The sequence below is a fragment of the Campylobacter sp. RKI_CA19_01121 genome (genome assembly GCF_025771295.1).
Classification (GTDB): Bacteria; Campylobacterota; Campylobacteria; order Campylobacterales; family Campylobacteraceae; genus Campylobacter_D.
Genome location: NZ_JAKMQA010000009.1, coordinates 39,566 through 52,667, shown reverse-complemented (window position 1 = coordinate 52,667; position 13,102 = coordinate 39,566). Strand labels below are relative to the sequence as shown.

6 protein-coding genes and 2 pseudogenes are annotated in these 13,102 nt (G+C 28.9%); 6 read left to right on the top strand and 2 right to left on the bottom strand.

All coding sequences use genetic code 11. From position 1 onward, the window contains the following. The first annotated feature begins 21 nt into the window (after positions 1-21). Positions 22-660 carry a carbonic anhydrase gene (locus tag L8T90_RS06070; protein ID WP_263664047.1) on the top strand — a complete coding sequence of 213 codons (639 nt, stop codon included), beginning with the start codon at positions 22-24 and terminating at the stop codon, positions 658-660. Then, positions 657-2,528: a mechanosensitive ion channel family protein gene (locus tag L8T90_RS06065; protein ID WP_263736996.1), complete on the top strand. Its 1,872-nt coding sequence runs from the start codon at positions 657-659 to the stop codon at positions 2,526-2,528. Before L8T90_RS06070 ends, L8T90_RS06065 begins: the two co-directional genes overlap by 4 nt. Here L8T90_RS06065 and L8T90_RS06060 read toward each other — a convergent pair. Together L8T90_RS06060 and L8T90_RS06055 are read right to left on the bottom strand one after the other, a co-directional pair. Further along, positions 2,525-2,839, bottom strand: a complete 315-nt coding sequence (locus L8T90_RS06060; RefSeq protein ID WP_263736995.1) for a hypothetical protein — start codon at positions 2,837-2,839, stop codon at positions 2,525-2,527. The genes L8T90_RS06065 and L8T90_RS06060 overlap by 4 nt on opposite strands. A gap of 31 nt (positions 2,840-2,870) precedes the next feature. Beyond that, positions 2,871-3,233, bottom strand: a complete 363-nt coding sequence (locus tag L8T90_RS06055; protein WP_263664050.1) for a hypothetical protein — start codon at positions 3,231-3,233, stop codon at positions 2,871-2,873. Between the two features lie 100 nt (positions 3,234-3,333). Between L8T90_RS06055 and L8T90_RS06050 the strand changes: the two genes are divergently transcribed. The 4 genes and pseudogenes from L8T90_RS06050 to L8T90_RS07930 form a co-directional block, all read left to right on the top strand. Continuing rightward, a complete protein-coding gene (locus L8T90_RS06050) occupies positions 3,334-8,619 on the top strand; it encodes an MG2 domain-containing protein (RefSeq protein ID WP_263736994.1) in 5,286 nt (1,761 codons plus the stop codon). Beyond that, entirely contained in the window at positions 8,616-10,820 is a 2,205-nt protein-coding gene (pbpC, locus tag L8T90_RS06045; protein ID WP_263736993.1) for a penicillin-binding protein 1C, read from the top strand. The genes L8T90_RS06050 and pbpC overlap by 4 nt, the downstream gene beginning before the upstream one ends. Before the next feature lie 193 nt (positions 10,821-11,013). Continuing rightward, a pseudogene (locus L8T90_RS07935) lies at positions 11,014-11,646 on the top strand (PDC sensor domain-containing protein); the annotation flags it as partial. Between the two features lie 1,068 nt (positions 11,647-12,714). Further along, a pseudogene (locus L8T90_RS07930) lies at positions 12,715-13,095 on the top strand (methyl-accepting chemotaxis protein); the annotation flags it as partial. Positions 13,096-13,102: the final 7 nt, after the last annotated feature.

The window sequence follows — 13,102 nt, the reverse complement described above, 5'->3', positions numbered from 1 at the left end:
AAATACAAAAAAGGACTATTCTTGAAAGACTTGATCGATGGTGCTTTAAAATTTATGCAAGAAGATTTTAAAGAGCATGCAGAGCTTTTTGAAAGTTTAAAAAACAAGCAAAATCCTCATACGCTTTTTATAGGTTGTGCTGATTCAAGAGTGATACCAAACTTAATCACTAATACAGGTCCAGGCGAGCTTTTTGTTGTAAGAAATATAGGCAATATCGTTCCACCTTATAGAGTCGGGGATGATTTTTTAGCAACTACTTCAGCTATTGAATATGCTTTTAATTCTTTACATATAAAAAATATTATAGTTTGCGGTCATAGTAATTGCGGAGGCTGCGCGGCTTTATATGCAAATGAAAATGATTTAAAAAATATGCCTAATGTCAAAAAATGGCTTACTTTGCTTGAGCCTATAAAAAATAAGGTTTTAAAGATTGCAGGTAGTGATTTAGCTATGCGTTCTTGGATGACTGAAAAAATGAATTTGGTAAATTCTTTGCAAAATTTATTAACTTATCCAGGCGTTGAAGAAGCTTTAAATAAAAAAGAAATTGAACTCCATGCTTGGTATTACATCATAGAAACGGGTGAAATTTATGAGTATGATTTTAATTTTGAAAATTTTGTTTTAATTCAAGAGAGAGCGAGAAAACCATGAAAAAGATTCTTAGCATTATTTTGCTTTTTTTATTTGTTAATGCTTTATATGCACAAGAAAAAAACGCTTTAGAGGATAAAAATAGTATTTTTGCCCTAGTGCAAAATTACATAGAGCTAAATTTACTTTTAGAAAGTTTTAAAAATAGCGATACAAATAGCAGTGAATTTCAAGATAATATTAAAGAAATAGAAAAACAAAAAGCTGCAATTTTAACTACTTTACCTTTAAAAATGGTATCTCAAAAAATTGATGATAAAGAGGCGAAAGACTTTTTGCAAACTAAAAATGCTTTGCAAAAAAGTGTTGAAAATGCTCAAGCTAAGAAAAGATATTATGATTATGTGGATAATAAAATTAAACTTTTAAATTTAACCTCTGCAGAACATTTTTACCTATGTATCTTTGAATTAGAAAAAGTTTTTATCGAAGGAGCACAAAGTCAGACTATAAGAAGCATTATTGATAAAAGTATTGATGTGCTTAAAGAAGATATGGTTTTTAATTTTACCTTAGATAAAGAAAAAATTAATGATATTACTCAGCTTAGAACCTTAGAAATCAATGAAAATAATTTAAGAAATGCTATTAAATCTTATAATGAAATTTTAGTTTATCTAAGAAACAATGCAAGCTTGCTTGAAACTAACTTTTTATTTACAGGTTTGGGTTTGCAAAATGCGATTAATTATATTAATGAACAAACTTCTATTAGTAGCGTAAATCTTGGAAAAATAGTCATTTCTATCGCTGTAATTGTCTTTTTTTATTCTTTGAAATTTTATCTAGCAAAGATTTTATATTTTATACTTATACGCTTATTTGGAAAAAATTCAGCTAATATGGAGATAAAAACTCATTTTCTAGAAAAACTTCAAGGGCCGGTAGGTTGGTTTTTATTTGCTTATGCTATAGGAATTTGTTTTACTATTTTTTACTATCCTGCGCCTGTAGATATAAGAATTAGCAATATTTTATCTATTGCTTATGTTATTTTAACTGCTTGGCTTGTGATAAATATCTTTGATAGTTATGGCATGGTGATTGTTGCAAAGCTTGCTGAAAAAAGTGGTAAGCGTGAAGTGGTTAATTTAATCATTAAAATTTTATATTTTATCATTATAGTGATAGCTGTTTTATTTGTTTTAGCGCATTTAGGGTTTAATATTTCAGCATTAATTGCATCTTTAGGTATTGGTGGTTTAGCTGTGGCATTAGCAGCTAAGGATATTATCGCAAATTTCTTTGCTTCCGTGCTTTTGCTTTTTGATAATAGTTTTAATCAAGGCGATTGGGTGGAAATTTCAGGTATAGAAGGAACCATAGTAGAAATTGGACTTAGAAAAACCACTATTAGAACTTTTGATAATTCTTTAGTATTTTTACCAAACTCAACCATCATGGGAACAAATATAAAAAATTGGAGCAAAAGAAAAATAGGACGCCATGTAAAATTATTTATCGGTGTCACTTATGATGCAAGACCTGAGCAACTTGAACAATGTGTAGAAGATATAAGATATTTATTAGCAACTAGTCCTTTGATAGCCCAAGTTGATGATAGCGCGTTAAATCATGGTGGAACGCGTGCTAGATACAGACAAAATTTGGTTTCAGTAAATGACTTAGAAGGGTATAAAAATAACACTTATGTGGCTGTGAGTGGTTTTGGTGCAAGTTCTATTGATATAGAAGTATATTTTTATACCAAAGCAGTAGATGCAGGTGGTTTTAGAGAGGCAAGACAAAGTATTTTGCTTGAGTTAATGAAAATTGTTGAAAGAAATAAACTCAGCTTTGCTTTTCCTTCGCAAAGTCTTTATATAGAAAAAATCAATAAAGAAGACAAAGAAGAGCTATTATCTTAATAAGCTCTTCTTTGATTATCGCATTCAACTATAATTTTTTCAGCGATGATAATACTTCCATTTTTACTGCCTTTAATTTTAACAAGGCTTCCTTTTTTTAAATCTTGTACATTAGCTTGTTTTTTATTGCTTCCAAAAATTCCACAATTATAAATATCAATACGTGTTTGGGGTAAAATTGTGATGATTAAATTATTATCAAAACTTGTTTGAATGCTTATTGTGTGAGCTGTGGTGTTTTTTAAGATGCCTTGAACTTTATAAGCAAATGCAAAAGTGCTAATGCAAACTAGTATAAGAAAAAAACGCATTAAAATAACTCCTTTTTAGGAGTTATTTTGCTTAATAAGCTCTTTTTTTGCATTCGATTTTGATTTCTTTAGCAGTTATATTTTGAACTTGATTTGGTGTTTGTGGATTTGGTGTTGTTTGAGCATAGCCATGGAAAACTTCAGCTTCTATAAAAGTTCCTACTTTTAAATCTCTAAAAGTGCCGTATTTATCCATACCAAAAATACCACAATCATCCATATCAATTTCAGTATTTGGTAGAATTTTTACATTCATTTTTTGACCGTAAGTGGTGTCAATTAAAATGGTTTTTGCACCATCATTTACATCTACTATCACTCCATAAATTCCATCTGCATAAGCAAGACTTGAAAGACCTAAAACTGTTAATAATGTAGCGATTTTCTTTTTCATTTTTTCTCCTTTATTTTTTATGCAAGAATTATATAATTTTTTGAGTGAAGCAAGAGTGAATTTAGATATAATTTGAAAAATTTACTAAAATGAGGTATTTATGAGAGGGTTTTTACATTGTTTTTTTGCATTTTTGCTTGCAAGTTTATTGTTTGCTTGTTCTAAAAATGAAGATAAAAGCTCTGCTATAAGAGCTTATGGTTTTAATGAAAACACGCAAAGTATTTTTATAGAGTTTAATACTAATATTATTAATCAAGAAATAGGCGTTATAAAAGAAAGAGAAATTATTGTTAATAATCAAAATACAAAAGTAAAATATGAGCTTGAAACACCCACAAGATTAAATATTTTTACAGCTTTAAAAGCAAATCAAGCATATGATATTTTTATAAACTTAAATGATATTTTAGCAAATGAAAAAGTGCAATTAAAAGTCCAAACTCCTTTTGAAAAACTAGATATTAAAGGATATTTTCAAAATATTTCAAATGATGAGAGTGTATTAATTTTAAATATTCAAAGTTTTTATACTCTTAATAAAGATGAATTGTTAAAAGCTATTAAAATTACTGCACAAGAAAAAGAAATTCAAATAGATAAAATCATTATCCAAGGTGATATAGCAAGTATATATTCTAAAGCACTAAGTATCAAAAATACTAATACTAATGTAAAAGTAGTTTTTGATAAAGAAATTTTAGGTTTAGAGAAAAATATAGATTTAGAGTATATTTTGCTTGCAAAGAGCGAATTTGTTTTTCAAAATGCAAATATAGTTAATAAAAACATAGAATTGCTTTTTTCTCAAAATATTTCACAAGATCAGAATTTAAAAGAATTGATTTTTATTACCCCAGAAGTAGATTTTAAAGCATTAGCTTTTGGAAATAAAATCAAGCTTACAGGTAATTTTTCCCCAAATAAAACTTATGAAATTCAACTTGCTCAAGGGATTAAAAGTGCTGATGGAATTAGTACAAAAGAAAATTACAAAACTCAAGTAAGTTTAAAAGACTATGAGCCTGCTATAAGTTTTACAAATCAAGGAGTGTTTTTATCTAGCAAGGCGAGTAAAAAAATAGCTTTTAAGAGTATGAATATTAAAAAGGTTCGTTTGGAAGTTTATCAAGTATTTTCAAATAACTTAAGTGAATATTTAAGATATAAAAATCTTCAAGGTGCTAAAAATTTAAGCGATTATGATAGTGATATTTTTTCAGAGAGTGATTATACTAGTGAAATAGTGTTAAAAAAAGACTTTGATATAAAAAATACCAAAAATCAATGGCAAGAAAATGAGATCGTATTAGATGGTTTGAAAGATTTAAGTGGCGTGTTTATAGTCAAGCTTTATTTTAAAGAAGAGGATGTTGATTATGTTTTTGATGAGGGAATGGAGAGTTGGAAAAAATATAGATTTTTTAACCAAAAAGCAAAAGTAAGCAAGAACTTAATTTTTTCAGATATAGCTTTGATTGCTCAAAATTTAAATAAAAAGCTTTTTGTAGATGTGAGAGATTTTACCACGCAAAAGGCTTTAGATGGGATCAAGGTTGATGTTATTAGCAAAAGTAATCAAGTTTTAGCTTCTAAAATGAGTGATGATAATGGTTTGGCTGTTTTTGATGATATTGATGAATCAAAAGCTTTATTTATCATTGCTTCAAAAGATAAACAAGCTTCTATTTTACGTTTAAGTTCGCCTTTATTGTATGATGGTTTTGATGTAGATGGTTTTGATTTAACTTCTCAAAATAAAGTATTTATTTACACAGAAAGAGGGGTTTATAGACCAGGTGATGATATCCATTTAACTATGGTTGCAAGAAATGATAAAGGAGTTGTTAATCATCCTATATTTTTAAGTTTTTTTGACCCACGCAATAAAAAGCTTTTGGATAAAATCAAGCTTGAACCTTTAAGTAATGGAACTTTTTATAAAAAGATTTCACTCGATCAACAAGCTTTAAGTGGAGTGTATTTAGCTAGAGTAGAATTTGCAAATATGGTTTTTGATAAAGAAATTTTAGTGCAAAATATAGTGCCAAATCGTATAAAAGTATCCATGCAAGCTCCAAAAAGTATAAAAGAAAATGAAAAATTAGATTTTAATATTAGCTCAAAATATCTTTTTGGAACACCAGCGAGTAATTTGCAATATCAAGCTGATTTATTTGTGAGTAAAAAAGAATATAAAAATTCAAAATACCCAGAATATATTTTTTCAAATCCTAGTGTTTTAGTACAAAAATATCAAGATAATTTAAAAGGTATGTTAGATAAAAATGGCTTTACAAAGCAAGAATTTACTTTAAATGACTTTTTAAAAAATACCCCATATAATTTAGAAGCTAGTATAAGGGCTAGAGTTTTTGAAAAAGGTTCAAGATCGGTTGAAGCACTTGTAAATTCACAAGTAATATTGCATGAGTATTTTGTAGGTATTAAGCGTTTAAAAAATCACTATTTAAGCTCAGGTTCTATTATCAATTTTGAAGCCATTGTAAGTGATTTAGATGAGAATTTGATAGCAAATAGGGAAATTAAATATACTATTTATGCAAATGATTATTCTTGGTGGTGGGATTATGATAATTATGATGATTTTTTAAAATCACTCAAAAAAGATAAAAACACACAAATCATTACTCAAGGAAGTATTTTAAGTAAGGATAAACCGGTTAAAATAGAATTTGATCCAAAAGAATATCATGGTGAAATGTTCATAGAGCTTGAAGATGTACAAAGTAAAACAAGCACAGGAGAGTTTTTTTATATTAGTAGTTTTGGTGCGCCAAGTAATGCTGATATAGTGAGTTCTTTAAAAATAAAAAGTGATAAAAAAGAATACAAGCCAAATGAAACAGCTTTTGTAGAATTTGAAAGTGTTAAGGGCGCAAAAGCCGTTGTTACTTTAAATGATAATGCAAAGGTTTTAAAACGCTTTGTGATAGATACGCATGAAGATATTACAAAGGTTGAAATTCCTATTCTTAAAGAATATATGCCAAATGTTTATGTGAGCGTGATTTTACTTCAAGATTATGATCAATATACCAATGATAGAGCCTTAAGACTTTTTGGTGTGGTGCCTTTAAATGTAGTAGATGAGCAAAGTAAAATTGAACTTGATTTAAAAGTACCGGATAAAATCATGCCAAAACAAGATTTTGAAGTAGAAATTCAAAGTAAAAACAAGCAAAGTTATACTTATACTGTAGCTATTGTAGATGAGGGCTTGCTTGATGTGAATGCTTTTAAAACCCCAGATATTTGGGAATATTTTTATCAAAAAATTCGCTTTAATATGAGCATATATGATACCTATGATAAAATCATTGCTAAAAATATTTCTAATGCTTCTAAGGTATTAACTACGGGTGGTGATGTTTTCTTAGAAAGTAGAGCAAATAAAAGCAAAAATGATGAAAAAGCAAGACGCTTTAAGCCTGTTGTGTTGTTTCAAGAGCCAGTACAAAGTGATGAAAATGGTTATGCAAAATTAAAATTTAATATGCCATCATACTTAGGTTCGGTTAGGGTTATGGTAGTGGCAAACAACTTAGCAGGTTTTGGCAGTGCTTCTAAAGATATCCAAGTTAGCGCACCTGCTGTAATGCTTGAAACTTTGCCAAGGGCTTTAAGGCTTGATGATGAGTTTAAGCTTTTGGTGCAAGTATTTAAAGTAGATGATGATGTAAAAAATGCAAAACTTAAACTAAAAACAAAAAATTCACTCATAAATTTTGAAAACGATGAAATTTTAATTGATTTTGGTAATGAAAAAACAAAAGATATTTATGTTAATGCAAAAGTAAATTCAAACAAGCTTGGAGTGGAAGAAATAGAGTTAAGTTTAAATGCAAAAGATTACACCTATGCTCAAAATACGCAAATTGATATAAAAGCGCTAAATACCATTACTTATGAGGGTAAATCTTTTAAAATTCCTGCAAATACTTCTATGGAATTTAAAATCACACAAGATTATATTAATCCAGTGGCATTTTTAAGTGTGAGTTCTAAGCCTATTTTAAATATAAATCATAGATTAAAATACTTGCAAAATTATCCTTATGGATGTATAGAGCAAAGTACTTCAGCAGTTTTACCACAACTTTTTTTACAAAAACTTGATCAAGGAGCAAGTGAGCAAAAAAATATTAACAATATCAATGCATTGTTAAGTAAATACGCAAATTTTCAAACCGCTAATGGTGGTTTTGCTTATTGGCAAGGACTTAAAGATTCTGATGCTTGGGGAAGTAATTATGCGGGTATGTTTATGATTTTGGCTAAAGAAAGAGGCTATTATGTGAGTGAGGGTATGTTTAAAGCATGGCTTGATTATCAAAAACGCTATGTTTTAAAAGCTCAAACAAATAAAGAAATAAGAATAAATTCTTTATATCTTCTGGCCTTAGCCAAAGAGCCAAATTTAAGCATAATGAATGCTATTTATGAAGATAGTGCTTATTTGCAAAGCCTAAATAATGTAAGTCTTTGGCAACTTAGCGCAGCTTATAAATTAGCAGGTTTTGATGAGGTAGCTTTAAATATAGCTAAAAATTTAAGCACAAAGCCTGATGAAAAAGCTAATTATACTCACACCTATGGATCTTTTCTAAGAGATGAAGCTATTATTGCAAATGCGTATAAAATAATCTATGGTAAAGATAATGATGAATTATTAGATGATATTAAAAAAACTTTAGAAAGCCAAGCTTGGCTTAGTACTCAAAGCACAGGTTATGCTTTATATGCTTTGGCAAATAGTTTTAGTGATGAAAACTCTAAAACTATCAATGCAAGAGTAAAAATTAATGGTGAGGATAAAAAGCTCAATACAACTTTTTCTAAATTTGAATTTAATCAAGGCAGCGCTTTGATAGAAGCTAAAGAAGATACTTATGTACATTTTGGAGTAGAGGGTATTAAAAAAGGTATTGCCGAGCCTTTTGCGCAGCGTATGTATATAGAAAGAAGTTTTTATGATGAAAATGGAAATGAAATAGATGAAAGTGCTATAAAAAGTTCTCAAATTTTTTATATGAAATTAAAAATATCAAATAAAAATTATCCAGGCGCTTCTAATATAGCTTTAACTCAAATTTTACCAAGTGGATGGGAGATAGTGCATGATCTTTTAGATGATGAAACTCCTGATTTTGTGAAAAATTCTTATTATGATTTTGTCGATATAAGAGATGATAAAATCATGTATTTCTTTCCTTTATATTCTGATGAATCAAGAGAATTTTTTGTGAAATTAAGTGCTGTTACTCCAGGTGTTTATACTTTGAGTGGAGCTTATGCTGAAGCAATGTATGATAATGCTTATAAAGCTTTAAGTGAGAGTAAAAGAGTCAAAGTAGTGCAGTGAAAATCAAAATAAGCCTTGCAATATGCTTTTTAAGCCTATGTTTTTACATAGGCTTAGTTTATTTTAGTTTTGATAGCAAGGATTTATTTAAAGGCACTTATAGCAAGGTTTTGCTTGATAAAAACAAAGAAATTCTTAGTGTATTTTTAGATTCTAACGAACAATGGCATTTAGAGAGTGAGTTTATACCGCAAAAATTAAAAAGTGCAGTTCTTTTATATGAAGATAAAAATTTTTATTCTCATTATGGAGTAGATTTTTTAGCGCTTATAAGAGCTTTTAAAAATAATCTTTTTTCAAGCAAAAGAAGTGGTGCAAGTACAATTTCTATGCAAACAATCAAACTTCTAGAGCAAAATAAACGTACATATTTTAATAAATTTAACGAAATCATCAAAGCTTTTGCTTTAGAAAGTGCTTATGAAAAAGATGAAATTCTAAAGCTTTATTTAAACAATGCCCCTTATGGAGGAAATTTAGTAGGTGTTGCAAGTGCGGGTTTGTTTTATTTTGAAAAAGATTTAAAAGATCTTACTTGGAGTGAAGCAGCCTTGCTTGCTGTGCTTCCTAATAATCCAGGTTTGATTAATCTTGAAAAAAACAAAGATAAGCTTTTAAAAAAACGCAATGCCTTGCTTGATAGGCTTTTTGAAAAGGGATATTTTTCTAAAGATATCTTAACTCTTGCAAAGGCTGAAAAACTTCCTAGTTTTAAAGCAAGAAAAAACTTAGCTCCGCATTTAGCACGTAGGCTTTTAGCGGATAAAGAAAAAATCATTTCTAGTATAGATAAAAAAATTCAAATCAAATTTGAAGAAAAAGCTAAGGAATATTCTTATAAATTAGAGCAAAAGGGTATAAAAAATTTAGCTATATTATTAGCAGATACCAAAACAAATAAAGTTTTAGCTTATGTAGGTTCTAATGATTTTTATGATTTTTCAAGTTTTGGTCAAGTTGATGGAGTTATTGCAAAGCGTAGTGTGGGTTCAACCTTAAAACCTTTGCTTTTTGCTTTTGCCATAGATGAGGGGTTTATAGTACCTGAATCTTTAATGCTTGATGTGCCTACATATTTTTCTAATTTTGCTCCACAAAATGCAAATAAAAAATACCATGGTTTTGTTAGCGCAAAAGAATCTTTGCAAAAATCACTTAATATCCCTTTTGTAAGCTTGCTTGCAGAATATGGGTATGAGAAGTTTTTTTATAAACTCAAAGATATTTTAGATTTTGAAGATGAAAATTTTAAAAAATACGGACTTTCTTTGATTTTAGGTACAAAAGAATTGAGTTTAGAAGATATGGTAAAAATTTATCTGGGACTTGGAAATTATGGAAATTTTAAAGAGCTTTTGTATGAAGAAAATACATTTGTTAAAAAAGATAAAAAACTTATTAGTGATGGAGCAAGCTTTTTAACCTTACAAACCTTAAAGGATTTAGATAGAGTAGGTTTAAGACAATATGATTTTAATACTATCATCTCTTGGAAAACAGGTACAAGTTATGGTAGAAAAGATGCCTGGGCTATAGGAACTTCTCCAAAATACACTTTAGGAGTATGGGTTGGAAATTTTAATGGCGAAGCAAATGCAAATTTATATGGTGTGAGTATAGCAGGAGAATTGTTTTTTGAGCTTTTAGCTTTACTTGAGGGAGTTAATTTAGAATTTGAAAAACCTAGTGATTTGGTTGCTATAAAGATAGAAAATCAAACAGGGTATAGATATGATTATAAATTTGATTTTAAAGAGGTACTTTACCCACAAAGTGCAAATGTTTTAAGGACTTCACCATTTTTAAAAGAAGTTTTTATGTATAAAAACAAAGAAGTTGATTCTTTAGATGAAAATTTCATCCATACAAAGAAAAAGATTATATTAAATTTACCTTCTAATGCACAAGCGTTTTTTGCAAAAGAAAGGCAAAATTTGCAAAATTATAATCAAAATTTAAAAATTATTTATCCATTAAATAATCTTAATATCATTTTACCAAAAGATTTAAAAGGTTCACAAAAATTATTAATAAAGCTTACAAATCCTAGAAAAGAAAAGCTTTTTTGGTATTTAAATCAAGAGCTAATTTTCGAAGGTAAGGAAGAATCTTTGGCCTTAAATTTAAAAAAAGGTAAATATACTCTTAATATTATTAGCGAAAATGGACAAAGTGATTTTGTAACTTTTAATATATTTTAAATATAAATAGTAAAAAATACTAACTAAAAATCCATTACCCCCCCCCTATTTTATAGTATTTTAAGCGATAAAAAATAAAAGTAATTATAATTCTTATAAAATAAATAAAAATAAAATAATTTTTTATATTTTTTTAATAAAAATTATTTATAATAACAAGAATATTTTACCACTTAATATCTAAGGAGAGAAAATGCGAAATTGGAGTCTTGGTGCAAAAATTGTCTTCGTGGCAATTATTACTGTTATTTTAATTTTGAGTGCTTTGTCTTTGCTTATTATTAACAGATCTACTGCTATTTTAAACACGCAGATAGAAAATACACTTACAGCTTCTGTACATCGCTATGGAAATCAAGCTGAAGCAAGTATCAAGTCTTTATTTGTAAGTGCTATTGGTACTCAAAGAACATTAAACAATCTTATTTCAGAAGGTGCTATAAACCCAAAAAGGATAGAAAATATTCTAGGGGAAGCTATTGATGCAAACCATGATGTATCTTATGGTTATTATTATTTGCAAGATGGTTCTGTATATAAAAATTTAGGTGTTGATACAAAATACTTTACAAATAATAATGAATTTATGGTTTTGATGAAAGATAATGACGCAAACAATGCTGGCGGTATGCAAACTATAGCAGCGAGTGAAGAAATAGCTTCAACACAAGCTATTAAAAATTTAATGGGTGGTGATAAGCTTTATTTTGGTGAACCAAGATGGTATAACATCCAAGGTAATAAATTTTTAGGACTTAATGTAGCTGCACCTATTGTAAATAAAGAAGGCAAGGCAATAGGTGTTGTTGGTATGCTTTATGATCTTAAACCTATTGCAGATTTTTTAAATGATCCATCAAGATCAATTTATCAAGGAGCAAGAAGGATTTTAATAGCAAGCAACGGTGTCATAGCTACACATCCAAATGCAGATTTTGTTACTAAGAAAATTACGGATGTTAATAAAAATGCAGCTCATGTGATAGAAGCTCAAAAAACTATCCATGCAGGAGCTATTGATTATATAGCAGATGATGGCAGTGAATATCATGGAGCTATAAGGGTATTTGAAGTGTGGCCAAATACTGGAATTCATTGGGCTATGTTGGCTGTTGTGCCTAATGAATCTGTGTATGCACCAATCGTAGATCTTAGAAATATCATCTTGGTAAGTTCTGTTATAGCGGTTATTTTTATCGTGATTGCAATCAGTATTTCTGTAAAAAGAATTGTTTCTGTTAGAGTACAAAGACTTCAAAGTCATTTAATGAAATTTTTTAGATACCTAAATCATGAGGTTGCAACAGTAGAAGTTTTAAAACCTAGATATAATGATGAAATAGGCAAAATGGCTGGTGTGATTAATGATAATGTTCAGTATATTCAAACTTGCTTGGAAAAAGATGACATTACTGTGCAAAATATTTTAGAAGTTTCTTGTGAAATAGAAAAAGGATATTTCACTCAAAGAATAGAGGCAAATCCTGTAAATCCAAAACTTGTAGAATTAAAAGAAGTATTAAACAAAATGCTTGAGGATATGGAATTAAAAATAGGTAGGGATTTAAATGAAATAGAAAGAGTTTTTGCAAGTTTTAAAAATCTTGATTTTTCCGATAAGCTTGAAAATGCAGAAGGTGAGATAGAAAAATCACTTAATGCAGTAGGCGCAGAGATTAGAAAAATGCTTCAAGCTTCATTAAGTCAAGGTGAAATGCTTCAAACTAAAGCTGATGCTTTAAAAGAGAGTGTTTTAAAACTTAATGATGGTGCGCAAAAACAAGCTGATTCTTTACAAGAAAGTGCCGCTGCAGTTGAAGAGATGAGCGCTTCTATGAATGCAGTAGCAGCAAGAACTGAAGAGGTTATTAAGCAAAGTAGTGATATTAAAGATGTAACCGATGTTATTAGAGATATTGCTGATCAAATTAACCTACTTGCATTAAATGCAGCTATTGAAGCAGCACGTGCTGGTGAACATGGACGTGGCTTTGCTGTTGTTGCTGATGAAGTTAGAAATCTAGCAGAAAGAACTCAAAAGTCTTTAGGTGAGATTGAAGCTAATACTAATATCTTAGTTCAATCTATTAATGAAATGGGTGAGAGTATTAAGGAGCAAGCTTTAGGAATTTCGCAAATTAATCAATCTGTTTCAGTAATTGATGGTTTAACTAAAGAAAACTCACAAATTGCTCATGCGACTAATTCTGTAGCTAATGAAGTTGATTCTATGTCAGCTGATATTGTAGCAGAGGTTAGAAGAAAGAAATTCTAAAAAACTA

Coding starts and splice junctions, on each gene's coding strand:
- L8T90_RS06050 (WP_263736994.1), top strand. CDS start 3,334: ATGAGAGGGTTTTTACATTGTTTTTTTGCATTTTTGCTTGCAAGTTTA.
- L8T90_RS06060 (WP_263736995.1), bottom strand. CDS start 2,839: ATGCGTTTTTTTCTTATACTAGTTTGCATTAGCACTTTTGCATTTGCT.
- L8T90_RS06065 (WP_263736996.1), top strand. CDS start 657: ATGAAAAAGATTCTTAGCATTATTTTGCTTTTTTTATTTGTTAATGCT.
- L8T90_RS06055 (WP_263664050.1), bottom strand. CDS start 3,233: ATGAAAAAGAAAATCGCTACATTATTAACAGTTTTAGGTCTTTCAAGT.